Raw genomic sequence first — 581 nt, 5'->3', positions numbered from 1 at the left:
CCACCATCTTCCATGATTCCTGAAGTGATGTTGGCATTGATGGAAGAGGCATTTCCTGCTTGAATGTACAAATTACCTTGATTAACGATCTCTTTTCCTTGCATCTGGCTGTGATTATTGAGGTTGATATGAAGGCTAGATGAGTAATCATTACTCCTTTGCCCTGCTAGGCTATAATAGAGCACATTCCCATCAGCATCTTTGAGCAAATTAGCAGGATCTTCATTGCCTGTGGGGATGAAATAATTCCCATCATTGCCTTTGACAAACTTTCTGCTTTGGGTACTATAATCGATCAGATTTCCATCTTTATCTTTTAGTGGAAGGGCGTTAAAATTCCCTGCTAGGTTTTGTATGGTATCAAAGTTGAAGCTAGAATTATCAAAGCCAACGTTCATTTTCACTAAAGAAGGAGCAGTAGTTGTTAGATTTCTAGAAGTGATCTTGATGTTTCCATTTAAGGTGGATTTATTTCTAAAGGTCACGTTGGTGAGGGCATGATTGGCAGTGCCATTTGTAGTTGTGATAGCTGAAGTGCCATCAATGATGTCTCCATTCATGGTAGAAGCATTGAAGTTAAA

1 protein-coding gene is annotated in these 581 nt (G+C 39.1%); it reads right to left on the bottom strand.

Annotated elements, in window-relative coordinates; translation table 11 throughout:
* The coding region (locus BKH42_RS09680; RefSeq protein ID WP_219349867.1) for a hypothetical protein at positions 1–581 on the bottom strand (581 nt) is incomplete at both ends.

Origin of the sequence: Helicobacter sp. 13S00482-2 (assembly GCF_002272795.1) — a bacterium.
Classification (GTDB): Bacteria; Campylobacterota; Campylobacteria; order Campylobacterales; family Helicobacteraceae; genus Helicobacter_J.
The sequence above is the reverse complement of the archived record's forward strand: the minus strand, read 5'-3'. Positions and strand labels throughout refer to the sequence as shown.